The sequence below is a fragment of the Tenacibaculum todarodis genome, from assembly GCF_001889045.1.
Classification (GTDB): domain Bacteria; phylum Bacteroidota; class Bacteroidia; order Flavobacteriales; family Flavobacteriaceae; genus Polaribacter; species Polaribacter todarodis.
In genome coordinates this window covers 2,631,114-2,657,080 of record NZ_CP018155.1, presented here as the reverse complement: position 1 = coordinate 2,657,080, position 25,967 = coordinate 2,631,114, and the positions used below count along the sequence as shown (strand labels likewise).

At 29.8% G+C, this 25,967-nt stretch carries 28 protein-coding genes; 9 read left to right on the top strand and 19 right to left on the bottom strand.

All coding sequences use genetic code 11. The features are described from left to right. Positions 1-11 precede the first annotated feature (11 nt). The 5 genes from LPB136_RS12135 to LPB136_RS12115 form a co-directional block, all read right to left on the bottom strand. The gene (locus LPB136_RS12135) at positions 12-4,754 is read right to left on the bottom strand and encodes a DUF11 domain-containing protein (protein ID WP_072556584.1); all 4,743 of its coding nucleotides are present in this window, start codon (positions 4,752-4,754) and stop codon (positions 12-14) included. Between the two features lie 198 nt (positions 4,755-4,952). Further along, positions 4,953-5,864, bottom strand: coding sequence for a DUF3631 domain-containing protein (locus LPB136_RS12130; RefSeq protein WP_072556583.1), 912 nt, complete (start codon positions 5,862-5,864; stop codon positions 4,953-4,955). A gap of 73 nt (positions 5,865-5,937) precedes the next feature. Beyond that, entirely contained in the window at positions 5,938-6,222 is a 285-nt protein-coding gene (locus LPB136_RS12125; protein ID WP_072556582.1) for a hypothetical protein, read from the bottom strand. Between the two features lie 245 nt (positions 6,223-6,467). Continuing rightward, entirely contained in the window at positions 6,468-6,908 is a 441-nt protein-coding gene (locus LPB136_RS12120; protein ID WP_072556581.1) for a LexA family protein, read from the bottom strand. After that, a complete protein-coding gene (locus LPB136_RS12115; RefSeq protein WP_072556580.1) occupies positions 6,905-8,164 on the bottom strand; it encodes a Y-family DNA polymerase in 1,260 nt (419 codons plus the stop codon). The genes LPB136_RS12120 and LPB136_RS12115 overlap by 4 nt, the downstream gene beginning before the upstream one ends. 51 nt (positions 8,165-8,215) lie before the next feature. Between LPB136_RS12115 and LPB136_RS12110 the strand changes: the two genes are divergently transcribed. Further along, positions 8,216-8,467, top strand: a complete 252-nt coding sequence (locus LPB136_RS12110; protein WP_072556579.1) for a hypothetical protein — start codon at positions 8,216-8,218, stop codon at positions 8,465-8,467. On the opposite strand, the gene LPB136_RS12105 is transcribed toward LPB136_RS12110, so the two are convergent. From LPB136_RS12105 to LPB136_RS12090, 4 genes are read right to left on the bottom strand one after another with little or no spacing between them, the layout of a single operon-like run. Further along, on the bottom strand, positions 8,454-8,660 hold the full coding sequence (locus LPB136_RS12105; RefSeq protein ID WP_072556578.1) for a helix-turn-helix domain-containing protein: 207 nt from the start codon (positions 8,658-8,660) through the stop codon (positions 8,454-8,456). The two genes, LPB136_RS12110 and LPB136_RS12105, sit on opposite strands and share 14 nt — an antisense overlap. Positions 8,661-8,662: 2 nt before the next feature. After that, a complete protein-coding gene (locus tag LPB136_RS12100) occupies positions 8,663-9,163 on the bottom strand; it encodes a DUF2975 domain-containing protein (RefSeq protein WP_072556577.1) in 501 nt (166 codons plus the stop codon). A 2-nt stretch (positions 9,164-9,165) separates the two neighbouring features. Continuing rightward, on the bottom strand, positions 9,166-9,714 hold the full coding sequence (locus LPB136_RS12095; RefSeq protein ID WP_072556576.1) for a DUF2975 domain-containing protein: 549 nt from the start codon (positions 9,712-9,714) through the stop codon (positions 9,166-9,168). 2 nt (positions 9,715-9,716) lie between these two features. Further along, positions 9,717-10,226 (bottom strand): DUF2975 domain-containing protein, encoded by a 510-nt coding sequence (locus LPB136_RS12090; RefSeq protein WP_072556575.1) that lies wholly within the window; start codon positions 10,224-10,226, stop codon positions 9,717-9,719. Positions 10,227-10,415: 189 nt separating this feature from the next. On the opposite strand from LPB136_RS12090, the gene LPB136_RS12085 reads away from it, so the two are divergent. Continuing rightward, positions 10,416-11,072: an HD domain-containing protein gene (locus LPB136_RS12085; protein ID WP_072556574.1), complete on the top strand. Its 657-nt coding sequence runs from the start codon at positions 10,416-10,418 to the stop codon at positions 11,070-11,072. A gap of 4 nt (positions 11,073-11,076) precedes the next feature. On the opposite strand, the gene LPB136_RS12080 is transcribed toward LPB136_RS12085, so the two are convergent. Continuing rightward, positions 11,077-11,949 carry an AraC family transcriptional regulator gene (locus LPB136_RS12080; protein ID WP_072556573.1) on the bottom strand — a complete coding sequence of 291 codons (873 nt, stop codon included), beginning with the start codon at positions 11,947-11,949 and terminating at the stop codon, positions 11,077-11,079. 201 nt (positions 11,950-12,150) lie between these two features. Between LPB136_RS12080 and LPB136_RS12075 the strand changes: the two genes are divergently transcribed. Beyond that, entirely contained in the window at positions 12,151-12,747 is a 597-nt protein-coding gene (locus tag LPB136_RS12075; RefSeq protein WP_072556572.1) for a hypothetical protein, read from the top strand. A 72-nt stretch (positions 12,748-12,819) separates the two neighbouring features. Here LPB136_RS12075 and LPB136_RS12070 read toward each other — a convergent pair whose 3' ends face one another. The 6 genes from LPB136_RS12070 to LPB136_RS12045 form a co-directional block, all read right to left on the bottom strand. Next, positions 12,820-13,563, bottom strand: coding sequence for a M50 family metallopeptidase (locus LPB136_RS12070; RefSeq protein WP_072556571.1), 744 nt, complete (start codon positions 13,561-13,563; stop codon positions 12,820-12,822). 148 nt (positions 13,564-13,711) lie between these two features. After that, the gene (locus tag LPB136_RS12065; RefSeq protein WP_072556570.1) at positions 13,712-14,101 is read right to left on the bottom strand and encodes a hypothetical protein; all 390 of its coding nucleotides are present in this window, start codon (positions 14,099-14,101) and stop codon (positions 13,712-13,714) included. Between the two features lie 228 nt (positions 14,102-14,329). Then, positions 14,330-16,066, bottom strand: coding sequence for a helix-turn-helix domain-containing protein (locus LPB136_RS12060; protein ID WP_072556569.1), 1,737 nt, complete (start codon positions 16,064-16,066; stop codon positions 14,330-14,332). A 1-nt stretch (position 16,067) separates the two neighbouring features. Beyond that, the gene (locus LPB136_RS12055) at positions 16,068-16,850 is read right to left on the bottom strand and encodes an enoyl-CoA hydratase/isomerase family protein (protein ID WP_072556568.1); all 783 of its coding nucleotides are present in this window, start codon (positions 16,848-16,850) and stop codon (positions 16,068-16,070) included. Between the two features lie 47 nt (positions 16,851-16,897). After that, the gene (locus LPB136_RS12050; RefSeq protein ID WP_072556567.1) at positions 16,898-18,307 is read right to left on the bottom strand and encodes a sensor histidine kinase; all 1,410 of its coding nucleotides are present in this window, start codon (positions 18,305-18,307) and stop codon (positions 16,898-16,900) included. Between the two features lie 89 nt (positions 18,308-18,396). Next, a complete protein-coding gene (locus LPB136_RS12045; protein WP_072556566.1) occupies positions 18,397-19,542 on the bottom strand; it encodes a DNA polymerase III subunit in 1,146 nt (381 codons plus the stop codon). A 109-nt stretch (positions 19,543-19,651) separates the two neighbouring features. Here LPB136_RS12045 and LPB136_RS12040 point away from each other — a divergent pair, with 109 nt between their 5' ends. From LPB136_RS12040 to LPB136_RS12025, 4 genes are read left to right on the top strand one after another with little or no spacing between them, the layout of a single operon-like run. Then, entirely contained in the window at positions 19,652-20,839 is a 1,188-nt protein-coding gene (locus LPB136_RS12040; protein WP_072556565.1) for a phosphoglycerate kinase, read from the top strand. Positions 20,840-20,861: 22 nt separating this feature from the next. Then, positions 20,862-21,068: a hypothetical protein gene (locus LPB136_RS12035; RefSeq protein WP_072556564.1), complete on the top strand. Its 207-nt coding sequence runs from the start codon at positions 20,862-20,864 to the stop codon at positions 21,066-21,068. Further along, entirely contained in the window at positions 21,022-21,450 is a 429-nt protein-coding gene (locus tag LPB136_RS12030) for a hypothetical protein (protein ID WP_162272278.1), read from the top strand. Before LPB136_RS12035 ends, LPB136_RS12030 begins: the two co-directional genes overlap by 47 nt. 6 nt (positions 21,451-21,456) lie before the next feature. Continuing rightward, positions 21,457-22,497 (top strand): NADP(H)-dependent aldo-keto reductase, encoded by a 1,041-nt coding sequence (locus LPB136_RS12025; protein ID WP_072556562.1) that lies wholly within the window; start codon positions 21,457-21,459, stop codon positions 22,495-22,497. A gap of 94 nt (positions 22,498-22,591) precedes the next feature. Here the strand turns inward: LPB136_RS12025 and LPB136_RS12020 are convergent, their stop codons facing one another. Continuing rightward, the gene (locus LPB136_RS12020) at positions 22,592-22,894 is read right to left on the bottom strand and encodes a DUF6370 family protein (protein WP_072556561.1); all 303 of its coding nucleotides are present in this window, start codon (positions 22,892-22,894) and stop codon (positions 22,592-22,594) included. 15 nt (positions 22,895-22,909) lie between these two features. Next, on the bottom strand, positions 22,910-23,878 hold the full coding sequence (trpS, locus tag LPB136_RS12015) for a tryptophan--tRNA ligase (protein ID WP_072556560.1): 969 nt from the start codon (positions 23,876-23,878) through the stop codon (positions 22,910-22,912). Between the two features lie 221 nt (positions 23,879-24,099). Between trpS and LPB136_RS12010 the strand changes: the two genes are divergently transcribed. Continuing rightward, positions 24,100-24,813 (top strand): lysophospholipid acyltransferase family protein, encoded by a 714-nt coding sequence (locus tag LPB136_RS12010; protein ID WP_158009657.1) that lies wholly within the window; start codon positions 24,100-24,102, stop codon positions 24,811-24,813. Next, the gene (trhA, locus tag LPB136_RS12005; protein ID WP_072556558.1) at positions 24,785-25,426 is read left to right on the top strand and encodes a PAQR family membrane homeostasis protein TrhA; all 642 of its coding nucleotides are present in this window, start codon (positions 24,785-24,787) and stop codon (positions 25,424-25,426) included. The genes LPB136_RS12010 and trhA overlap by 29 nt, the downstream gene beginning before the upstream one ends. On the opposite strand, the gene LPB136_RS12000 is transcribed toward trhA, so the two are convergent. Further along, entirely contained in the window at positions 25,427-25,897 is a 471-nt protein-coding gene (locus LPB136_RS12000; RefSeq protein WP_072556557.1) for a CYTH domain-containing protein, read from the bottom strand. It abuts the gene before it with no gap. Positions 25,898-25,967 lie beyond the last annotated feature (70 nt).

Here is a 25,967-nt window from a genome sequence, read left to right as displayed (position 1 = left end):
TTTTTGAATTATTAATTTCCACTTGCTGGTGTGGAGTCTGTATCTGTTTGATTAGACTGTGTTATTTCTGCTTTATTGATTATAGTTCCAGCTCCAGTTATTGTTGCCGTAATCTGTAATGTTATGGATTGGTTTACATTAAGGTTATCAATATTCCACACATTACCTGTAAATGTTGTACTTGTTGTTGATGAATTGTCTGAAACATAGGTTAAACCCGTTGGTAAAACATCGGATACTTGTACTCCTGATGCACTTGCAACTCCATTATTAGTTACAGTTAATGTATACACTATATTACTACCTATTTTAGGTAATGCATTATCTACAATTTTTGTTAAACTTAAATCTACTATACAGGCATTAATTGTAAGATCTGTTAAAGCTGGTGTTGTTTCTTGCGGCAAACTTGTTGATACCACTAAGCCATTAGCATCTTGAATTGGGACACCATACGTATTACTAGTTGGTGTGTTATCTACTGTTGTTCCAAAATTCAACAAACTACTACCTGTTCCTGTACTACCTCCTACTAATGTTGTTAATTGTGTAGTAATAAAACTTCCGTCTGCTTCTATTGCATCTGGACAACCATCATCGTCTGAATCTGTATCTCTATAACTTGGTGAAGAATCTCCATCTGATTGGCATGACGTTCTATGTAAAAACAAGACATCATCAAAACGAACCGTATAATTGTCTGAATAAGTATTGGTTTCATTATAAACATAAAAACGATAGTAATACTTAGTTCCTGCAATAAGATCTAAATCATACTCATACCCTAAAGTTACATATACACCAACGTCTGTATTTTCTACAAAACCATCATAATACAGAACTGTTGGACTTGTAAATGCTGCATCTGTTGACATTTCTAACGTAACAAAATATTTTCCCAAATTCTCTAAACCAGAATTTGGTGTTGAGAATCCAAGACGAACAAAACCTAGGTTCATATCAATACTTGGTGTATATGCCACCTGAACATAGTCATTATCTGCTTTTGCATCTTCATAGGTAAGTTTATCTACACCACTAAATATATAGGTTGAAGATTCATTATAAGAAGCCTCATCAATTCCTGATCCAAATACAATATCATCTGCATCTGTAAAGTTAGGGCTAGTAAAGCTTGAATATCCATTAGGCCTCCAGCTGCCCGTATTTTCAAATGTAGCATAGTCTGATTGAGCATCATAACCTGTATCATTTGTATCATTATTATGAAACCATTCAACTTGTGTCTGTGTACATTCTCCAGGAATATCTGTTGTCATTTCATATTGAAAGTCTTTTCCTCCATCTATAATACCGTCATTATCATCATCTTCATCACAGATATTACCAACTCCATCTCCGTCAAAATCTTGGAATTTAGGATTCCCTGCATTACATGGATTACAAATCGGAGATTGTATATTTTCGTCTACAGAAGTACCTGCTCCTTGAGATGTACCACCTGGCACTCCGCTAGAATTAACTGTTGCTGTTAATCTACTGTAACGTGTATCAATACTTGAATACGTAAAATTACCATCCCCTTCAATAGCATCTGGACAACCATCATTATCTGAGTCATTATCTAAATGATCTGGTACACCATCTCCATCTGTATCACAAATATCCGTACTAAACACAAAATTATCTATACCATGAGGGTCATTTGCTGTTGATTGAATAGAACCAGAAGTTACTTTATAAACTAAGGACATATTAGATATTGGTGTATTTGTTACAAACCCAAAAGTATCTTCGGTATTTTGTCCAGAATTAATAGTTCCTGTTAAATTACCACTAGAATCATATACAGATAATGTACCATTAACATCATCACCCGTGGTTGCTCCTTCAATATATGCTAGTAAAGTTCCTTCTACTCTAATCTCATATCTTAAAACAGGGTTGTTAGTAGTAAATGTATCAAATATATCTACCCAATCAAAACTAAAAGCTGTTACTGGTATTGTAAAGTTAATATTTACTGCGTATTCATCTCCAACTGTTAAGCCTAATTCTGGCCTAACATGAATACCGTGAGCAATTTCTCCTGAGGTAAAATGAGTTGGTGTAGCTATTGTAAATTCCGCAAAATCATTAGTTGCTAAATTAGAAGTATAAGTAAGTGTTCCATTACTAAATGTACCTGTACTTGCAGTTGCTGTACCTTGACCAGTGTTACCAGTACCATCTCCTGAGTTTCCAGTAAATGTAAAATCTGAAGTGGTATTTAACACAGTTAATGTTTTACCTGTTTGATATGCATACTGCTGATAACCTGACTCTTGATACCCTAAAGCATTTGTATTTCCTCCGACAACAAAAACACTATACCCACCTGATGTCCATGAAAGTGCATCACTTTGTGGCGCAACTGATCCAGGTATTTCTGGGCAATTTTCACTAGTATCTAAAATACCATCGTTATCATCATCTAAATCGCAAACATCAGATATATTATCTCCATCTGTATCCATGTTTCCTGAAGCTGCAGCATCACAAGGGTTTACTACAGGACAAGCATTAGCTGTATTTATATCTTTTGTCATTGTTTCGCTAATACAACTTCCTAATGTAACCGTTAAGCTATATGTACCATAATCTGTTGCTTGCAAAGGAAACGGAACAATTACTTCTTCCCCATTAACTGTTGAACCATCAGGTAATAACCATACATAAGTTGCTCCAACAACTCTATCAGAAAAAACACGAAGCTCATTTATAGAGCAACTTGTTTTAATATCTAGACTTAAACCTGGCTCTACAGTTACCTCAAATACATCTGCATTTCCACAATCATCTACTACACGTACTGCATAAGTTGCACTTGTGTCTGTAAGTCCAGGGAAGTTAAAATCTGACACATCACTAACCGATTGTAAAGGCGTTGATAAACTTGGATCATTTGTTTTATTGAAAACTGTAAAATCATAGGGTGCAATTCCGTTCATTCCTTCTCCTGAAATTTGAACATCTCCACTTGAACAAGTAACTGCATTAAAATTTGTAATTGAAGGGAAAACATAATCTTCTATTGTTACTGTTCCAAAATCTTGTGTATTACCACATGAATTTGAACCTGTTCCCCAACTAACATTATAATCTCCAGGAACTAAATCTGTAATAGATCCTGTTGTGCTTAACCCTCTTAACTCTTTAACTTTAACACCATTAGAATCTGTAATAACTAAACTTCCGTACAAACTAGTATTTCCTTGTAAATTATTATTATAAATATAATTAATTGCCCCCACATTACCTACTGTTGGACAACTTGAAACCCCTTCTAATGAAAGACTCATTGTACTAACCTCATCAATAGTAAATGGTTGAGAAGATTTATTTCCACAAGCATCTGTAAGTTCAACTATATAATCTCCTAAAATTAAAGCTCTTATTCCTGGTCCATTAGTAGCATTGTTAATAGAACCTGTTAAAGTTGCTTCTGGATCGGAAGCATATGCCGGAGGATATGTTGTTAACTCCCAAGTTTGAGGTAAATTATCAAAAACATTATTTCTAACAAATGTTGCTTTCCCATACCCTAAACATGTACTGGGAGCCGTATCTACTCTTAATAAATTTACAACTCTTGCTGCAAAAGAAGTAGTACCAGTTTTTGTGTCTCCACAAGCATTAGTAGCAACCCAAGTATAAGAACCATATGGTAAGGTAATTGCATAATCTCTACCGCTATTAACTGTATAAACATCTAATGTTAATGTATTTTTATACACAATATTAATACCTAATCCATCTGGACTCCAAGTATTTGAAGCTATAAACAAAGCTTCAAACCCTGCACAGCCTGCTGTTCTTGTAAATATTGATGATTGATCTCTCCAATTTCCTATTACGGTTGCTTCTTCCCCACATTTATCTGTAACTTTAAATGTATAAGGTTGGCCAGCAGTTGGTAAATCAAATTGCGCAGAAAGACTACTTGTAGGCCCTTGTGTGGATACTAAATTATTTCCACTATCAAAAGCTTCAAATGTATATGGTGGTGCTCCAGTAAAATTTGCACTATTTCCCGTAAAAACGTTATAAATTGCATTATCACAAGAACTCAGAATAGGTTGTCTAGATGAAGCAAAGAACAATCCTAATGGTTGCGTGTTGTTTTCAACAGTTAAAGGAGTTCTTGTCTGTATTACCCCACAGTTATCTGTTATTTCTAAAGAATAATCACCAGCACCTAAACCTGTAAAACTTTCGATTCCTGCTGAAGCCGTCATAGTAACTGAACTAGTTAATGTACCTCCACTAAGCGTAAAACTATAAGGTGCTTTTCCTGCTGAAGTACTTACGTCTATTATACCGTCTTCGACACATATTTCATCAGTAATATCTATTACAATATTAGTTGCATTAAATTCAACATAATTATCAGTAACAGTTACAACTTTTGTTACAGAACTTGTAGAATCTGTTACTTCTACGGTATAATTACCTGGACACAAACTATTAAAAACACTTACTGTTCCGTTTATTACTGGATAATTTAAACCCGAACAAACAACTGATGGTTCAATTAATCTATAATTTACGGAACCTGTCTGCCCAGAAACATTTACTTGTATTCTTCCATTATTTGGACAATCTGCATCTGTAACTGTAGTGGTAAAAGAAAGCTGAGCATAAACATTACCTTTAGAAAACAAAAATACAAGTAACAGAAAAGTAAAAAATGTTTTTGAATTAATGAATGATCTACTTAGCTTTATATAAAAATTAGGACCTGTTAATTTCATGAACAATTTTTTATTTAAATTTATTTGAAGAAGCGAAAGTAATTAATTTTAAAGGTATTATATAATTTTCAATCTATCTAAAATAATTTTGTAAACTTTATTAAAAATAAACCCCCGAAATCGTAAGATTTCGGGGGTTTCTGTTAACTAATTTCAAATTATTATGAACAAATCACTTTTTAAATAGCAATTAAATGTTTATTTCTTTACCCAGTTTTTAACTGCATCCATATCACCAGTTAAAGCTAATTTAGATTGTGCTTTCCAACCAGAAATATCATAGATTTTGGTATTTACCTCTGCATCAGCTAATAACTTTGTAATGTCTTTAATAGTCATTTTAGCTAATTGCTCATAAGCAGTAAAACCAATTTCGTTTAAAGTTTCCTCTAATTTTGGCCCAATACCTTTAATTACTTTTAAATCATCTTTCTTATCAGACTTTAAAACAGTAACAACTTTAGCAACTACTTTTTTAGCAACTGGTTTTTTAGCTTCAACAGTTTTAGTTACTTTCTTAGCAACCTTTTTGGTAGCTTTTTTAGCAGTTTTCTTAGTTACTTTCTTCGCTTTCTTCCCATCAACAAGGTCTTCTACTTTTTCTACAACATCTTCTACTCTATCCTTAACCTCGTCAACTAAATCTTCCGTATAATCTTCAATTTTTTCTTTAACGTCTTCAATAGTATCAGTAAGTTTTTGACTTAATTTAGCAGACATTTTTTCTGCTTTCTTAACTATTTTGTTATTAGAAACTTCTTTCTCTATACGGTTTTTTACTTCTTCAGCTTTTTCAACTAAAGGGTGTTCAGTTACCATTTTTTTAGCAGCTTCAACCATTTTTGGATCGTAACCAACTAATGTTTTTAAACGATCTGTACCAGTTTCTAACTGTCCTTTAATAGTTTCAGCAGTTTCTAAAACCATTTCTTTTTGTTTTTTAGAAATTGGCTCTGCTTTCTTAACTAACTTCTCAGCTAATTTTTGCCATTTCTTTCCAGTTTTTACTGTGTTTTCTAAAGCGTCAAAAGATGCGTCAATTAAATCTGCATTTATTCTTTTCACTATTTTTCTAGCCTTACTAATCTTATTTGCTTTCTTAGATGCCATTTTATCTTTTTTAATATTAATTCAAATTTTGTTCTACAAACTTACAATCAAGCAGTTACAAATGAGTTGCAATTTACTTTTTGCTAAATCTCTTAGTTACTTTACTTACGTTTTTCACTAATACAACTTTACCAGAATCTAAAGCATCAAAAATTACTTCTTGTTTTTGTGCGTTAAATGCTAATCCGTTTTTAATAGCCTTATCAAGTGTGTTTTGCCATTCAGAAACTGTATTAATTCCTTTAACTGCAACATTTTCTGTTGTTGCTAATGCAAAGTTGTTTACTGTAGAAAAAGTTTCACTTACGTTTTCTAAAGTGAATAATTCTTTAATTTTGTTAATGTTTTTAGTAATCATAATTATATTTTTTATCGTTAATAAACAGTTTTTTAATATTTACGATGCAAACGTACGATTACGGAGTTACAAATGAGTTACAAATTTGGTTTGTAGTATTTTAGCAATTATTTTGAGAAGCTATTTCCTGCTTTCGGCAGTCGCTTTTTTTAGCTATTTCGCTACGCTTATAGTAAAAAAGAGCTTCAACAAACGCCTCAATCAGGGCTAAGCTTATTTATGAAGTAAATTTAATACGTGTAACTTTACACTTTTTTAATTACGCTGGTAACAATTCCCCAGATAACAAAATTATTATCTTCCGTAATTTTTATAATAGGATAATTCGGATTTTCTGGTTGTAACCAAACCTCTTCTCCTTGAACACGTAAACGTTTTACTGTAAACTCACCATCTAAAAAGCAAACAGCAATTTTATTATTAGTTGGCTCAATACTTCTATCAATAACCAACAAATCTTTATCATCTAAACCAGCGCCAATCATAGATTGTCCGCTAACTTTTGCAAAAAAAGTAGCTTCTCTATTGCTAATTAACTCATCATCTAAAGAAATTCGTGTTTCTCTAAAATCGTCTGCAGGAGATGGAAAACCAGCAGAAATACCTGTATCAATAAAAATAGTTCCTTCATTTTTTGAAAATTCAGGAGTGAAAAAAGTTAAATTCTTCGGAGTCTCTACAGTCATTTTACAGTAATTACGTCGTTAATATTTGTGGTGTATTTAGGCGATAAGCGTTCTTGACGCATTTTCCAAGTTCTTTTTAAATCTTGATTTGCCAATTTAATTTTATCCGCTTTAAAAGTACGATTTAATTTATCAATAGCTTGCATTAACGGTTTGTGTTTTGGGTTTTCAGTAGAAAATAAATCTAATTGATAATTATCTTCTGCCACAATACCCGTAACAATAACACCTGCACGTTTGTATTTAATTCCGCTTTTAAAAATAGTAGAAACCGCTTTAACAGCCGCACTACTTAATGTTAATGTAGAATTTGTAGGATTCGAAAAAACCACTGTTTTACTAACGCTATGTTGCGCTTCATCTTTTTTATGACGATCGCTACGCAACATAACAATTAGCATATAACAACTAGAGTTTTGTTTGCGTAACTTCTCCGCACAACTTGTTGCAAAGGTAGAAACACGTTCTTTTATATCGTGAATATTAGAAAAAGTACGCTCAAAGCTACGCGTAGTTGCAATCATTTTTTTTGAAGAAGTTGTATCTTCTAATAAAATTTTAGAAATGCCTTGTAAATCTTTCTGCAAACGCCATTCTACAATAGAGAATTCTTTTAAAACCAAACTACTTGCTAATTGTGTAAAATCGAATGCAGTTATAATTCCTTTCGTTTCTAATCGTGTTTTTAAACGTCTTCCAATTCCCCAAACTTTACCAATTTTAGTCCATTTTAAAGCTAAAACTCTTTTCTCTTCAGAATCTATAATGCAAATTCCTTTTGACTGCTTAATATTAGATCGTGCAATTTTATTAGCAACTTTACTCAGCGCTTTAGTTGGCGCAATACCAACACAAACCGGAATTCCTGTCCACTGTAAAATTCTACTTCTTATTTTAGTTGCGTAGGCTTCTAAGTTGATGTTATCAAATCCTTTTAACTCTAAAAAAGACTCATCTACAGAATAGACTTCTATATCTGGAGAAAATTGTGCAAGAATTTTCATAACACGTTCGCTCATATCTCCGTACAACGGATAATTAGATGATAAAACCGAAATATTTTGTTGCTTACAAAACTCTTCCCACTTAAAAATTGGCGCACCAAATGGCAATCCTATTTTTTTGGCTTCGTCACTCATAGAAATAACACAACCGTCATTATTGCTAAGAATAGCAACAGGTTTCCCTTGCAAATTCGGATTAAAAACCCGCTCACAAGACGCATAAAAGTTGTTACAATCTACCAGTGCAAACATGCCATAAAAGTACTATTTTTGCATCAATAATTGGTGTTAAAATTTTTAAGAATGGCTAAAAAATCTTTAGAATATATTTCTGATGTTGAATTAAAAAAAGCATACAAACGCGCTAAAATATTGACTATAGTTCAAACTGTTTTAGTTTGTGTTATGCTAGTTTATGCGGTATTAATGACTATGGACAACGGTATAAATCCGTTTACTTTTTTACCATTAGTTTTTACTCCAATGATTATTGCAGGCGCATTACAAATGAGGCATTTTAAGAAGGAAATAATTAGGAGAACTAATCTTCTTTAAATTCTAAAATATCTGCTGGTTGGCAATCTAATGCTTTACAAATTGCTTCCAACGTAGAAAACCTAACCGCTTTTGCTTTACCAGATTTTAGGATAGATAGATTTGCTGTAGTTATTCCTATAATTGCTGCCAATTCCTTGCTCTTCATTTTACGCTTGGCAAGCATTACATCTAAATTTATAATAATTGCCATTGTTATATTGTTAAGTCGTTTTCTTGTTTTAATTGATTTCCTTTATTTAATATTTTTCCTTGAATTAAAAAGAACAATCCAATTGCTATAATAAATAATGCAAAAATAAACTCTGTACTATAAGCTAATCGCAAAGAATAATTAGTTAATCTTGAGACAAACTGAATCAAGAAAACTAAAATCATTAAACAGCCAGAAACAATAAACATTTTACCTGTTCTTATTGAATTTTGAATTACATAATTGGAAAAATATTTTTCCTTTAAAAGTTCTTTAGAAAGTTTTTTTAGATAGAAAACTCCAACAATAAATAGCACATAAGAAAATACATATATAAAAGCTAATATCCAAAGTAAAAAAGGCCATTTTATAACTGATACATTTTCAAAATTTATTGAAGTCAAATACATTGTCGGAATTGCAACTATCAAGGTTAAAAAACCTACAATTTGCAATATAAAAATGCTATCAACTAACGTTTTAAATAATTTTTCTGCTTTCATAATTATATTGTTAGTTCGTTTTCTTGTTTTATAATACTTCCTTTAACAACGATAAAAGAGATAAACTGAACAAATAATGCTACTAAGAATAATGGAAGTCTTTCTCTTATTACAATTCCCAGAACTTTTCCAACATTGTATCCTGAACCATACGCTGTTTCATTAGGTAGTTGAATAACATTTGAAAAACCTAATACCAATTCAAAAATCACATGAATAGTAGCATAAATAATGAGTCCTTTTCCAATTTTTCGTAACCTTTCACTATTTTCTTTTGTAAATACCTCTTCATTTGAAAATTTAAAAAAGACTTTTCTAAATTCTATCGCTAAATAAATAAGGTAACCAACTAATATCAATACAACAACTGATAATAAATAATAAATTCCTTCACTCCAATTTTTAGGAAAATTAAAACTGAAAATTTTCAACTTATTTCCACCGTAAATAAAATAGTGAATAATTTTATACAATTCCTTGAAAAATTTATACGAAGTACTTATTACCAATAAAGTACAAAATAATTTTAATGAACTTAATACTCTTTTCATACTTATATTGTTAAATCATTTTCTTGTTTTGCTGTTTTTGCAACTATAAATATTTCACCTAAAACCATAAAAAATAGTCCAAGACATACAATTACTATATATGGATTTAAACCAAACTCTAAACTCATTTTTTGTTCAAAATACAGTTTACTTAAGAAAGATAGAACTAAAGTAACTACTCCAGAAATGGTAAGTAAATAACCAATTTTATTAAATAATTGAATTACTTTATTATCAAAAACTTTTACTAATAAAAAAAAATATAAAACTCTTCTGAATAAATATAAAGCATAAATTATCAATAAATAATTTAGTGCGTTTAATGCAAGTAATAACTTTAACGGCATGCTGCTATCAACAGAATTAAAATTAATTGAGTTAATTGTTATGTTTAAGTCGCCAAAATCATAAAAGAAAATAGCAGGAATAAAAGCTATAATTACCATAACTAAAGGAATAGCAAAAATCCAAGTAAAATCTACAATCGCTTTTAAAATGTGTAATTTTCTCATAGTTCATTCATTTTCTTACCACAAATATATAAAAATTATTGTTTATCAATAATTTTTTATTCTTTTTTAATAATTTTATTCGATAATCGAAATTTAGATGTTTAGATACTTCCCTCTAATTTTAATATTGTTTTCTTCCAAATATTTCAGGCTTTCCTTAAGGTAGTTTACTTTCCTTATTTTTGCTGTATGAATAAAAATAACATCATAAAAAATACCATAAAATTCGTAAAAGAAACACTAAAAGGTGCAGAAGGCGGTCACGATTGGTTTCATATAGAACGTGTCTATAAAAACGCTTTATTAATTGCAAAAGACGAAAATGTGGACGAATTTATTGTTTCACTTGGCGCTTTATTACACGACATTGCCGATGCAAAATTTTATGATGGAGATGAAACTGTTGGACCTAAAATGGCGCGTGAATTTTTAGAAAATGAAAACGTTTCCGAAGAAATTATTATTCATATTGAAAACATCATCAACTTTATTTCTTTTAAAACTAGTTTGTCTTCTGGTAAAAAATTTACTTCACCCGAGTTAGAAGTTGTACAAGATGCAGACAGGTTAGATGCAATTGGCGCCATTGGTATTGCACGTTGTTTTAATTATGGTGGATTTAAAAACAGAACCTTATACAATCCAGAAATTGCTCCAAATTTAACGATGAGCAAAGACGAATATAAAAAATCTACAGCACCAACAATTAATCATTTTTACGAGAAATTATTACTCTTAAAAGATAAAATGAATACTACTTCTGGAAAACGAATAGCTACAGATAGACACAACTATATGGAAGGTTTTTTACAACAATTCTATGATGAATGGAACGGTAAGAAATAATAAGTTATTGTACTATCGATTTTATTTCATTTCTATATTTTGAAGCACTTTTACCAATTACGTCATTAAAGACTTTATTAAAGTGCGAAAAATTATTAAACCCGCATTCAAAACAAATATCGGTAACACTACTTTGGCTTTCAGTTAATAATTTTGAGGCATAAAACACACGATATTCATTTACAAACTGTGTAAATGTTTTTCCTGTAACTTTTTTAAAGTAACGGCAAAAAGCAGGCACAGTCATATTTGCAACGTCTGCAATTTGGTCTAAAGTAATTTGACTTTGAAAATTCTTATTAACGTATTTAAAAATCTTATCTATTTTGTCTGTGTCTTGTGGTTGTATTTCAAAAACATAACCATTTTCATTCAATAAAGTATAATTGTCCGTTAAAGCTAAGAGCTCTAATATTTCTAATAATTTTGTTAACCTTTTTATTCCTTCATATTTGGGTAATTTTTCAATTTTAGGCCCAACAACTTTTTTAATTTCAGATTTAAATAAAATACCGTTTTTTGCGCGCTCTAAAAGCTGCAATATATTTTTCATTTCTGGTATAGAATTTAAAGCGTTTCCTAAAAGCTCTGGATGAAATTGTACTAAAGTCTCTTTTCCTTTAGAAGTTAAACGATCTATAAAACCATTATGGGGTAAATTAGAGCCTATTAAAATTAATTGACTATTATTAAAGTAAGATAAATGATTACCAATATGTCTACGTCCTTTTCCTTTATTAACGTAAACCATTTCTACTTCTGGATGAAAATGCCAAAATGCTTCACTCCTTTTGCGCTTCTTTGTTTCTTGTATAGCTACTATAGAACTACCAAAGGTTAGCTTTATTTTTTTTAATGTTGGTTTTGTATTCAAAATAATTAAAACTTTAATTAAATATACATATTTAATATATTTGGTTTGTATGGTAATTTACCTTAAATATATGCTAAATTAACTTATTAAAGACTAACTAAATTCAACTCGGTTAATATAGTATATAAACCTGCAAAAATTCTTGTTTTCCTAACTATACTTCTGGCGTAACTTTGTCCCCATAATCATTAAAACTATTAGATTATGAAAAACTTTATGAAAAACATTTTAGTCTTAGCAATGGTATTTGCTACACTAAGCAGCAACGCAACAGAAAAAACTTCATTAAATAATGAAGAAAATGGAAAAACAACTTTAATTTTAAAAGATGTTGTCCAAGGTGAAAAGCTTATAATTAAAGATAATTTTGGAGTTGTTCTTTACAATGAAATACTTTTAAAAAGCGGAGAATATACTAAAACTTTTGACTTAACAACTTTACCTGATGGTAATTATATATTTGAATTAGATAAACAAGCACAAATAAAAGTGTATCCTTTTACAGTAGCTTCTAATACAGTTAAATTTGATAAAGAAAATTTAAAAGTAATTTTTAAGCCAAAAGTTGAATACAAAAATAATGCTATAATTGTTAGAGCTTTAAATGCTGACATGTCTCCTTCTAAAGTAGAATTACTTTACAATGTTACTGATTCAACTTTTGAAACAATTTACTCTGAAAACATTAGTAATACTTCTTTAATAGCAAAGGAATTTAAAATATTAGAAAAAGAAAAAGAGGAGTACAAAGTAAAGGTTACGCTTAACGGAAGAACTTTTACTACTTCTATTAATATTTAATAAAAAATATTAGTTTTAAACAAGAAAAGACGCTTTATAGCGTCTTTTTTTGCTATAACAAAAGTTGTTTTTTTAATTGGCTACCTGTATTAACTTATCTAATTCTTTAGCAATTACTTTTACAAATGACTTAGGCATTGTAAATGTTAGCTCATCAAAATTGGCTTTTGTTTTAATATCAAAACTACCCGTTGTTTCATGCTGAAAACTTAATTTGCAGAAAATTCCAAAATATTGGTAATGTGTATCCTGAATTACTAGGTTTATATCATCAATATTCACATTTTTATAAGAATTATCTCTTCCATAAATTCCTATTATTCTTAATAAAGCTATTTCTGTTTCTCTTTCTTTACCTTTAGAAATTAGTCTTTGGTAACGTTTTCTATCAGAAAAAAAAGTTCCTGTTTTTGAAGGTATTGTAGTTGCTAAAAATATACCGAATGAAGTAAAACCTGCCATGAACATAAATAATTCTCCAGAAAAATTAAAAAAACACGTAAAAATAAGGCAAATAATAGACAAAACTAACGATGATAAAGGGCCTGCTAAAATTACATTTGCAAACTTTTTAATGTTTTTAGGATTATCATCAACAGGTAAAACCGCAGCTACACCTCCATAATAGGCTAAATTCTTATTAAGATAAACCTTAATTTTATTATCTTCTCTTTTAATTCCAAGAGGTCCAACAACAAATAATTCAAATTGAAATCCTTGTATTAGACCAGTTACTAAGTGACCGAGTTCATGTATACCTAACACAAACTGTATTGTAAAGATAATGCCTATAAATTCTATAATTTTGCTTCCCATAATTACTTAAGTTGTAATCTAATCCTCAACAAAAACATTTGAAAGGATTTAATTTGATTCCCTTTTTTTAATTAAAAAATTAATGCTAATAAGTCTGTTACTAAATCTAATGCTTCTAAGGTTATTTTTATTATAATTGTTATCATGCTTATTGAATTTTTCCATTTTTAATTATAACCGTTTCAGAGTTTTCGCTATTCACAAACTCAAGTTCCAATAAATCTACTTTATCAAAATCTTTTACATCAGATTTTAATAATTTCTGAATTTTTGTTACTTCATCTTTTACAGATGTAAACTCACAATCTACTAACTGAAATTCTCCTTTCTCTGTACTTAATCCATTTGCCCCAAATTGAATTCCTTTTGCATATATAATTTGATTTACCTCTTTACAGTTGCAATTGTCTTTTAAAACCTGAAGAATAGTACTTGATCGATCCGAACTTTTTACTACAGAACCAACTGTGTAACCAACCAAACCTCCAAGACATATAAATAAAATTATTATTACTGCTGTTTTTTTTGTTTTCTTCATAATTAAGTTATTTTAAATATTCGTAAATTTCTCTTACAAAGATTTGAATTTAAAAAACATTCTACAAGCAAAGCCAACCTGTTTTTAAGGAAATAGGGCTCTTAAAAAAAAACGTGTTTACCTCAATATAAGCACCTTAACACTAATTAAACATAAACGAAGTTTGATAAAACAACAAGCCCTAAATTTTTAAATTTAGGGCTTAAAAGAGTAAAATATTATTATTTTTTAAGAAATAGAGTTCAATTTTTTAATATAAATTGAAGGTAACAAACCTGTTCTTTTCTTGAAATATTTAGTAAATGAATCTGGGCTTTTATAACCTAATTCTTCTGAAATAGATTGCACAGAATAAGCTCTAAATCTTAAATCTTCTTTTAATTTTAATATTGAATAATTTATACGAAGATCGTTGATATAAGTATTAAAGTTTTTTTGATAATGCAAGTTAATAACCTTAGATAAGTAAGTTGTGTTTGTCTTAATTTTTTTAGCAATTGTATATGAACTACACTCTTTTTTTAGATAATAATTTTGACTCGACAGTTTTTCTAAACCTTCAACTATTTGTTGATACGTTTCTGGGTTAATTTCAGATGTATTTTTATCTTCAGAAATAACATCTTTAGTACTTATAATTTCGCTCTTTTTATCTTCTTTAAGAATGTCAATTTTAGAAATTAACTCTTTAAACTTTAATGTTTCTTTCTTTCTTTTCACAGAAATAGAGAATGCATAAAAAGCTAATATTGATATTAGAAAACCACAACCTAACAAAAGATATAATGTAGTTTTCTTTTGCACCTTTTTTTCAAACTCTAAATCCAAAACTTCTTTGTTATGAAAAGAATCTATTATGTTGTTTTTACTCTTTTCTAATCCTTTTTGATTTAAAACATACTTTTCGAAATACTCATTAGATTTTTCTAAATCTCCATTTTTTTTGTAAATTTTAGCTAGTTTTTTATAATCATCTACCAGATTAAACTCTTTGGTTTTGTTCTTTGCAGCAAAAATTCCTTCTTCCATTATTTTAGCAGCTTCTTCATAATTTTCAATTTTACTATAATACGTTGCTAAGTCATTATAATAGTAAGAAACTCCAGATTTAGAATCATACTCTTTAGACACTTTCTTTATATATTCAAACTGCTTTAAAGCTTCATCATACTTACCTTCTTCGACTAATATTTTTGCTTTTTGAGTTTGAAAATTAATATTTGTTATCCCAGAAATTGTATCTAATTTTTGTTTAAAACCAAGATCTAAAATATATTTTGCAGAGTCAATTTCATTTAACTTAAAAAACACATTACTCATACTAATAATTGTAAGAGAACTATTAAACTTTCTATTTAATTCATCTATTTCTTGAGTGCTTTGTAATAAAGAATATCCTTTCTTGTAGTATTTTAAAGCTTCTTTATATTCTCCTGCTTCAGATTTCATTCCGCCAATTAAAACAGGAAGTACTGCTTTATAAAATGGTAGGTTTTCTTCTTTTGCTATGTCAACACTTTTATAAAAATAATCTAACGCAATTTTTGTTTCTCCAATTGCAGCGTAATTATTTCCTTGTTGAGTATATACTTCAATAGGAGCAATTTTCGCTCTATTTAAAAAAGCCTTTTCTTCTTCAGATAAATTGTTATTAATAAGTAATTCTATTTCTTTTTGAAATAATTTGATTGATTGGTAATTCTCATTAACAAACTGACTTTGTCTAGCATAATTATGCAACATTTGAATAATTCTCAAAGTATCTTTGTTCTTTTCTGACAAATCTAAAAGACCTCTAAGATATTGTAAAGACTCTCTTGTATTGTCTTGATATTTATTAACAGAATCTACCAGTTTTAAAAACTCTTTCTTATACACGCTGTCTTTAAATTGTTGAGCAAAAGAGTTGGCAACAATTAAAATTAAGAAAGAGGAAAGAACTATTTTTTTGAGAATCTCTTTCATACTAAGCTCCTGGAAAATTAGCTTTTCGTTTTTCTAAAAATGCTGTTGTTCCTTCTTTAAAATCTTCTGTACCAAAACAGTTTCCGAATTCAGAAATTTCTACTTCAAAACCATTTACTCCATCTTCAAAATTTGCATTTACAGCTCTAATTGCTGCTGTAATTGCTACAGAAGAATTACGCATAATCTTACTAGCTAATTTTTCTGCAAGTGGCATTAATTCTTCTAAAGAAACTACGTGATTTACCAATCCGTAGGCTTTTGCTTCTTCAGCAGAAATCATTCCGGCAGTCATAATTAATTCCATTGCTTTTCCTTTACCTACTAATTGTGGTAAACGTTGTGTACCTCCATAACCAGGAATTACACCTAAAGAAACTTCTGGTAAACCCATTTTTGCATTGTCTGAGGCAATTCTAAAATGACACGCCATTGCTAATTCTAATCCGCCACCCAAAGCAAAACCATTTACGGCTGCAATAACTGGTGTTGAAAGGTTTTCTACAAAATCAAATAACATATCTTGTCCTAAAGCAGCTAATTTACCTCCATCTTCAACAGAAAAATTTGCAAATTCAGAAATGTCTGCTCCTGCAACAAATGCTTTTTCTCCACTTCCAGTAACCACAATTACTTTTACGGTTTCATCATCTTCTAAAGCCTCAAAAGCTGTGTGTAGATCGTGTATAGTTGCTTTGTTTAAAGCATTTAATTTACTTGGCCTATTAATTGTTACTGTTGCTAGACCATTGTTATTTGATACTAAGATGTTTTCGAAATTCATTTTTTAGATTGTTTTTAGATTCCTGCCTACACAGAAATGACAATTGGTTATTCTTTTGGTAAAATTACGGTAAAAACAGTTCCTTTTCCTTCCGTTGAAGTAAAAGAAATGGTTCCGTTATAAGCTTCAATTATATTTTTTATTATTCCTAAACCTAAGCCCATTCCACTTGTTTTTGTGGTGAATTTAGGCTCAAATATTAATTCTTTATTGGTTTCGGAAATTCCTTTCCCATTGTCGGAAACAACAATTTTTACATTATTTTTTTCTCTTAAAACTACAACTTCAACTTGTGGATTTTCTTCAACATTTATAGCTTGTGTAGCATTCTTAACTAAATTAGTTACAATTCTAATTAATTGTGTTTTATCTAGGTTGGCTTCGATTTTTTCTTCTTTCGGAATATACTCGATATAATCTTCAGTAAAAATATCTAAGGCGTGTTTAACTACGTCAATAACATCTAGTTGTTCTCGTCTTTGAGTGGGCATTTTAGCAAAATCTGAAAAAGCAGATGCAATAGAACTCATTACATCTATTTGCTGAATAAGGGTTTCACTATATTCAGCCATTTTTCCTTTTATTTCAGGATCTTCTGGATTAAATTTTCGCTCAAAACTCTGTACAGTTAAACGCATTGGAGTAAGCGGGTTTTTAATTTCATGTGCTACTTGTTTTGCCATTTCTCGCCAAGCTTGCTCACGTTCACTTTGTGCTAATTTTACAGCACTATCTTCCAATTGGTCAATCATATTATTATAAGATTCTACCAACGAATTTATCTCTGAACTAGCAGAGCCTAATGTTATCTTCTCATTTCGTTTATTTAAACGTGTCTCTTTAATTTTTTCAGAAATTGTTTGAATAGATCGTGTTATGTAACTCGATAAGAAATAGGCAAGTGCAATGGCGATTAAAAACATAAAAACGTACACAAAACCAAGACGCGACATAAATTCTTCGAGTTCTCTTTGCTGTTCTGTATTGTCTTGCGCTATTTGTAATTCTAAAATACCAATCCTTTTAAATTTTGGATCATTGATATATGTATAAGAAGATTGATAATTAACTTCTTCTTGTGTATCATCCTTTAAAATTCTATGATTAGAACTATTAGCTAATTCGTTTATTACTTCTATTGACAGAGGTTTTATATCAACTTTTTCAAAAGCTACTGGTTTAGAGGATTTTAGTAATTCTCCATTCATGTTGTACATTGTTATATTTAACTTATGTACTTGGGAAATTTCGTAAATTCTGTTTTGGAAAATATATTGTAAATTTTCTGTATTTACAGCAAAAGTTGTTCTTCTTGTTAATTCAATTTCTATATCTTTCTTTATTGTTTCTTCTTTACGCTCAAAACGCTTTTCATTATATTCTTTTGTTTGTTCATCATATTGAATTATTGTTACACCAGCAATTAAAACTGAAGCCAATAAAACCAAGAGAATCATCGCAAGAAATATGCGAATTCGTAACGATATGTTTTTAAAGTTTAGCAATTAGTAATTAGTAATTTATTAGGTTTTTCATTCATCAATAATTAAACCGTTTCTTCTTTTTGATGTAAAAAACGTGTTAACTTCATAGAAACATCCAATAAAATAATTTTAGCATTTCCGTTTCTTTCTATATGATATTGTGCTTCGTTTAACTCCTTTTCTATCAATAAAATATTTCCACTATGCACAAATGGTGCAAAATTTTTCAAGTTGAATTTTGGTGTCTTTGTTTCTAAAAAAACCAACTCTTCGGAAGCATAATTAAGCAACATTGCTTGTCTAAAAAACTGCAAACAATATTGTAAAAACTGTTTTTGCGTTTCTCTTCCTGTTCCTGCTATTTCGTTAGACCAAGCAATTAATTCTTGAATTACCGCTGCGTTTCCTTTTGCTTTAAATGCTGCTCTAATCCAGGTTATAAACCATTGTTCAAATTGTAAATCGTTAGAGTTTTCGTTTAATAATTGTAATGCTTTATTGTAATTTCCGTTAGCTTGATGTGCTATTCTTATAGCTTCGTTTTCTTCAACTTGTTCTTCACTTATTAAAGTTGAGACAATGTTTTCTTCACTTAAAATAGGAAAGTATAATGCTTGACAACGAGATTTTATGGTATTTATAATCTGCTCTTCATCTTCTGTAATTAAAATAAAAACTGTGTCTTTTGGTGGTTCTTCAATCAGTTTTAATAATTTATTTGCGGCAGCAATGTTCATTTTTTCTGCCATCCAAATTATCATCACTTTAAAACCTCCTTCGTAACTTTTTAGTGTTAATTTTTTTACAATATCTTGTGCTTCGTCAACACCAATAATACCTTGTTTATTTTCTACACCAATATGTTGCAACCAACTAAATAGGCTTCCGTAAGGTTTTTCTGCTATAAATGTTCGCCAATTTTCTAAAAACAGATTACTAACAGGATGTTTTTTTACGGAATCGTTTGTAGTAACAGGAAAAGCAAAATGCAAATCCGGATGTTGTAACTTGTTACATTTAATATTACAAGCTTCATTATTTTCAGAAGAATTACACAATAAAAATTGTGCATAAGCTATTGCCATTGGCAAAGTACCGCTTCCTTCTTTACCTACAAATAATTGTGCATGTGGTATTCTTCCGTTTTCAGCAGAAATTTGCAGATGTTTTTTTATGTGTTCTTGACCTATAATTTCACTAAATAGCATAGCAACAAATATAAGAGATAAAATTACGAAATCGATATTTTAATTTTTAGGTTTTCAATTTCTGTAAACCTAAATAATAAAGTATTTTTGTTGAAAACACACCAATTAAATGAAAACACTTAACGATTTTAACTTCGAAAACAAAAAAGCATTAATTAGAGTAGATTTTAATGTGCCTTTAAATGATAAATTTGAAGTTACAGATAATACTCGAATTCAATCTGCTAAGTCTACTATTATTAAAGTTTTAGAAGATGGCGGTAGTTGCGTTTTAATGTCGCATTTAGGACGTCCAAAAGGAATTGAAGATAAATTTTCGCTACTACATATTGTAGAAGAAGTTACCAATGTAATTGGTGTTAAGGTAAAATTTGCAACTGATTGTGTTGGCGAAAAAGCAGAAGAAGCTGTAGCTAACTTACAAAATGGTGAAGTGTTATTATTAGAGAACTTACGTTTTCATCCAGAAGAAAAATCTGGTGATGTTGACTTTGCCAAACAACTTTCTAAATTGGGAGATATTTATGTAAATGATGCTTTTGGAACTGCGCATAGAGCACATGCATCAACAACTATTATTGCACAATTTTTTGCAGAAAACAAGTGCTTTGGAAACTTGTTAGCTAAAGAAATTGAAAGCATTGATAAGGTCTTAAATAATTCCGAAAAACCAGTAACCGCAATTTTAGGAGGCGCAAAAGTATCTTCAAAAATTGGTGTTATTGAAAATATTATTGAAAAAGTAGATCATATAATTGTTGGTGGCGGAATGACGTTTACCTTTATAAAAGCACTTGGCGGTAAAATTGGAAATTCTTTAGTGGAAGATGATAAATTAGAATTAGCTTTATCAATTTTAAAACTAGCTAAAGAACAAAATACAGAGATTCATTTACCAGTTGATGCATTAATTGCTGACGATTTTTCGAATGATGCTAACACACAACTTGTAAATACAAATGAAATTCCTGATGGTTGGATGGGCTTAGATTGCGGACCCAAAACTTCTGAGAAATTTGCAGACGTTATTGCAAAATCTAAAACCATTTTATGGAACGGGCCTTTAGGTGTTTTTGAAATGGAAAAATTTGCAACTGGAACAATTGAACTTGGAAATGCAATAGCAGAAGGAACACAGAATGGAGCATTTTCTCTTGTTGGTGGCGGAGATTCTGTTGCCGCAGTTAAACAATTTGGTTTTGGTAACAAAGTGAGTTATGTTTCTACTGGTGGAGGCGCAATGTTAGAAATGTTAGAAGGAAAAACATTACCAGGAATTGAAGCGATTTTAAAATAGTTTAAACAAACCCTCGTTAAAAATGAAATATTGGTTTTTAAATAATAACATAATAGTTGTTACTGAAGATTCTATCTATATTGGGAGTTCTAAAAAATATATAAAATCTGAATTAATTTCGAAATTTGAAAAAGAAATAATTCCTAATGAAATTTTTAATATTCCTTTCGCTTATATAAAAAGTGTTGAAAATCCAAAAAAAAAAATTAATTACAATTTTTTATGGTAATGATTCAGACGAGGAAATTAAAATCGATAATTTAAAAATTAAAGACGAAATCTTTAATTACTTGAAAGAAAAATTATCAAAATTAGAATATTCAAGAAAAAAGCCTTCCGTATTAAAACACGCTAAAGCTCCTTTATTTGCAATTTTATTTGTTTCAGGAATATTCCTTTGGACTTTTTACTTAGCAAGTCAAATTGCAAAAGGATACGAATATGAAATTGCTGGTGGTAAACAAGGAATTGGCAGTTTAATTCTTGGAATGGCTCAATTTGGAACAACAAAAGTCATTTTAGGATATTTATTAATTTTATCAATTGCTTTTTTTTCATTAATTAAAAAACTAAAAAACAGAAGTTTAACCGAATACCTTAATAGAAACTAACAAAATATGAAATACACAACTTTACCAAATACCGATGTAAAAGTTTCTAAAATATGTTTAGGAACAATGACTTGGGGAAATCAAAATACCGAAGCAGACGGACACGAACAAATGGATTACGCTCTTGAACAAGGAGTTAATTTTTGGGATACTGCAGAATTATATTCGGTTCCTGCAACGCCAGAAACGTATGGAGCAACCGAAAAAATTATTGGTTCTTGGTTTAAAAAAACAGGAAACAGAGACAAGGTTGTTTTAGCGTCTAAAATTGCTGGTGGTGGCGATTACACTAAACATATTAGAACTGGCGGATTCTCGAAACAAAATATTATTGATGCAGTAGAAGGAAGTTTAAAACGTCTACAAACCGATTATATAGATTTGTATCAATTACATTGGCCAAATAGAGGTGTAAACTGTTTTGGTGTTAGAGATTATCCTTATAAATATTCAACTAAGGAAGCAGAAAATCATTTAGAGATTTTAGAAACCTTGCAAAATTTAATTCAACAAGGAAAAATAAAACACATTGGTTTGTCTAATGAAACTCCTTGGGGAACCATGAAATACATGCAAACTTCTGAGCAACACAAACTGCCAAGAATGAGTACAATTCAGAATTCGTATTCATTAATTCATCGTGGTTATGAAGTTGGTATGAGTGAAGTTTCTATGAGAGAAAATATTGGTTTATTAGTATATTCTCCATTAGCACAAGGTGTTTTATCTGGAAAATATTTAGACGGTAATTTACCTGAAGGCGCAAGAGGAACATTATTTCCTCGTTTTATTGCTCGTTATATGACCGAAGGTTCTTTAAAAGCAGTTGTTGAATATCAAAAAATTGCCAAAAAACACGGACTTACATTAACTGAATTATCATTGGCGTTTATAAATCAATTGCCATTTGTAACTAGTAATATTATTGGCGCTACAAAAATGAGTCAGTTAAAAGAGAATATTAACTCAATAAATATCGATTTATCTGAAGAAATTTTAAAAGAAATTGAAGCAGTGCATAGCGCAATGCCAAATCCTGCGCCATAATTTAGTTTGCAGTATTTAGTAGCAATTTGCAGTATAAAAAATCCGAAGTAAAATTTTACTTCGGATTTTTTATGTTTATTATTTTAATTTTGGATTAATCTATCAGTTTTAATTCACTGGCAACAAATCTGTTTTCAACGATTTCGCCTGTAACTTCTGCTTTTCTAATTACGTTACAAAAACCCATATTTATATCGTGTGCGTCTCCAAATTCATCAATATGTGCTCCATCAACAAAATAAGCAGTATCGTTAATTCTTACCGCTAAATCACATCCTTTTTGTGTATCTAACCCAAATTTACATTGACCGCAAGAAACCTCAACAACCTGAGTTTTACTTGTCTTTTGTGAGCAGGCTATTATTCCAAAGAAAAATATAAAAAGTATTTTTTTCATTGTCTATTTTTTAAATTAATAACCCAATTTAGCTCTAGTTCTCTGTAAAACATCTTGCGCTACAACTCTAGCCTTTTCTGCACCAATAGCTAAAGCAGCATCAATTTCATTTCTATTTTCCATAAAATGATTATAACGCTCTCTAATAATTGCAAACTTATCTACTATTAACTCATACAATTCTTGTTTTGCATGACCGTAACCGTAGTTTCCTGCTTCATATTTAATTCTCATTTCAGCAATTTGTGCTTCAGATGCTAATAATTTATACAGTGCAAACACATTATCAGTATCCGGGTTTTTAGGTTCTTCCAACGCTAAACTATCCGTTTTTATTCCCATAATTTGCTTGCGAAGTTTTTTATCAGAAAGGAAAATATTAATAGTATTGTTTCTTGATTTACTCATTTTTTCGCCATCAGTTCCTGGAACTAATTTTGTGTTTTCTTGAATTTTTGCTTGAGGAGCAATAAGTGTTTCTCCAACAATATTATTTAATCTACTAGCAACATCACGTGTCATTTCTATATGTTGCAATTGATCTTTTCCAACAGGAATAATTTCTGCATCGTATAATAAAATATCTGCCGCCATTAACATTGGATACGAAAATAAACCTGCATTTACATCTTGTAACCTATCTGCTTTATCTTTAAAACTATGGGCTAACGTTAATCTTTGGTATGGAAAAAAACAGCTTAAGTACCATGTTAATTCGGTAACTTCTGGAATATCACTTTGACGATAAAAAACAGTTTTATTTATATCTAAACCGCATGCAAGCCAAGCTGCAGCTGTACTGTAAGTGTTTTCTCTTAAAATATTTCCATCTTTAATTTGTGTTAGTGTATGCAAATTTGCAATAAACAAAAAAGATTGATCGCTAGATTCATTAGCCATTTTTATGGCTGGTAAAATAGCGCCTAATAAATTTCCTAAATGTGGTGTTCCTGTACTTTGAACTCCTGTTAATATTCTTGCCATTTCTGTTATTTTGAATAGCAAAAATAATCAAACATAAAGAATATTACTACATTAGCATTTATGAAAGCTCATAATGAGCATTTAATAAATAAAAAACGCTACAACAAACGCAGTTAAACTACTGTATAACAAGTACTAAATAGATGAAATACCTACTTTACCCTTTTCGATTAATTTGGCGAATTTGGTTTTATTTACTCATGATTGTCTCAGTTCTTGTAATGATTCCATTTTTATTAGTGCTTTTATCTGATGAAAAGTACTATAATTCATTTTGGAAAATGATAAGAATTTGGTCTTTTTTCTTAATCTACGGAATGGGTTTCCGTTTAAAAATTGATAAAAAAGAAAAATTAAATCCAAAGAAAAGCTACATGTTTGTTGCAAACCATGCCTCTTTATTAGATCCATGGATAATGATTGCTATGAATAAAAATCCACTTTTATTTGTTGGGAAAAAAGAATTAGTAAAACTTCCTATTTTTGGGTTTTTCTATAAAAAAGCAGTCGTAATGGTTGATAGAAATGATCCTAAAAGCAGAAAACAAGTATATGCTAGAATTAAAAAACGATTAGAATCTGGTTTAAGTATTGCTATTTTCCCTGAAGGTTTGGTGCCAACAGAAAATGTTATTCTGGCACCTTTTACAAATGGTGCGTTTAGTTTATCTATCGAATATCAAATGCCAATTGTAACACAAATTTATTACGATGCTAAACGTTTATTTTCATGGAATTTTTTTAAAGGACATCCAGGAACTTTTAGAGTAAAACAATTAAACACAATAGAAACAAAAGGGCTAACAATTGAAAATAAAGAAGCTTTAAAAAAACAAGTTTTTGATTTAGTTTTTAATGAATTAAATAACAACAAAGCGTACATGAAAGATACAAATAGACCTAATAATGAGCGAGAAATTAAATCACCTTTATAGTAAAAAAGAAGAGTTTTTAAATGTTCTTACACATGGTTTTGGTTTATTACTTAGTGTAATTGCATTACCTTTTTTAGTGCAGAAATCTTTTAATTATCATCACCTGTGGCAACATTTAAGTTTAGTTATTTACGGTTTAAGCTTAATTGTTTTGTATGCAGCATCCACTTTTTATCATGCAGCAAAAAAACCTAACATAAGAAGAAAGCTAAATATATTTGACCATGCAGCAATTTATGTTCTAATTGCTGGAAGTTATTCACCTTTTTGTTTAATAGCGTTGCCTGAAAAATTAGGTTGTCAACTATTTATTGCTGTTTGGATTTTTGCTTTATCTGGCGTAATTTTAAAACTGTTTTTTACAGGTAAATTTGACAAAATTTCAACAGCATTGTATATTTTAATGGGTTGGCAAGTTATGTTTTTTATAAAACCACTAATGGAAAGTCTTTCGGAAAGCGCCTTCTTTTATTTAGTTGCAGGTGGAATTTCATATACAATAGGAGCCATTTTATATTCAATTAGCAAGCTTCCATATAACCATGCAATTTTTCATGTTTTTGTTTTAGGTGGGAGTTTTTTCCACTTTATGGCAATCTATTACCACATTTAATTACCAATTACAAAATGGTTTTTTAGAAAGATTTGAATTGTAATATTTTTTTTTACCTGTTACTTCTTTTCCTAACCAATTTGGTTTTGAAAAAATCTCATTTTCTGATTTTAATTCTATTTCAGCAACCACTAAACCTTGGTTTTTACCTAAAAATTGATCAACTTCAAATATGTGGTTTTCAGATTTAATAAGATAGCGATATTTTTCAATGCTTCCTTTTTCACAAAGAAAAAATAACTCCTCAGCTTCGTTTTTAGAAATTTCTTTTTCCCACTCAAAACGAGAAGTTCCGCTTTTATTAGACTTCCCTTTTATGGTTAAAAAACCTTTATCGTCCATAATTCTTATACGAACAGTTCTGTTTTTATTAGAATTTAAAAAACCTTGTTTTATATAGTTTTTTTGATAGGCTTCTTCTTTAAAGCTATCTGAATTAACCAAAAATTTTCGTTCTATTTCTAACGCCATAAAAATGCAAATCAAATTTGTACGAATGTATCCTTTTTTATCGTTATTATTAAATATCTTTGAATACTTT